Source organism: Nocardia cyriacigeorgica NBRC 100375 (genome assembly GCF_000308555.1).
Lineage (GTDB): Bacteria > Actinomycetota > Actinomycetes > Mycobacteriales > Mycobacteriaceae > Nocardia > Nocardia cyriacigeorgica.
In genome coordinates this window covers 1-465 of the sequence record NZ_BAFY01000272.1, presented here as the reverse complement: position 1 = coordinate 465, position 465 = coordinate 1, and the positions used below count along the sequence as shown (strand labels likewise).

General features: G+C 51.6%; 1 protein-coding gene. It reads right to left on the bottom strand.

What is annotated here, in order from left to right:
* On the bottom strand, window positions 1–311 hold a 311-nt coding region (locus tag RJ05_RS33135; protein WP_162140647.1), incomplete at its 3' end, for an FAD-binding protein.
* Window positions 312–465: the final 154 nt, after the last annotated feature.

Sequence of the window (465 nt, the reverse complement as noted above, 5' to 3'; positions counted from 1 at the left end):
ACAATCTCGTCATATAGAGGGACGCTGCCTCCCACAAGGCCAGTGTTGCCTCCCTGTGGCACAACGGCCAGCCTCCTTGCATTGCAATGCGCAAGTATCTTGGAGACTTGCTCGGTACTTTTGGGTTGAAGCCCGACAGTGCTCTTGCCCTCATACTTTCCCATCCAGTCCTGGTTCAGTGCCTGCAAAGCTGTACTGTCCGTGATAACGCCAGTATCTCCTAGGACACCGCGGAAGAAGCTGATATCCTCATCTTCAACTCTTGCATAGCTGGGATCCCGAACCTGTGGGATCGAGCTTCCATGACGCACAGCCCACAACCCATGCAGACCACTTGCTCGTGCGATATTCCGAGAGATTGTACGAACGAGCATGATATTGGCTTTAATTCTGTCACATACAGCGTTTCGTTATACAAGCATATAGCCCCATGCCGATCATTGCTCAATTCCGCATCTTCAGGAC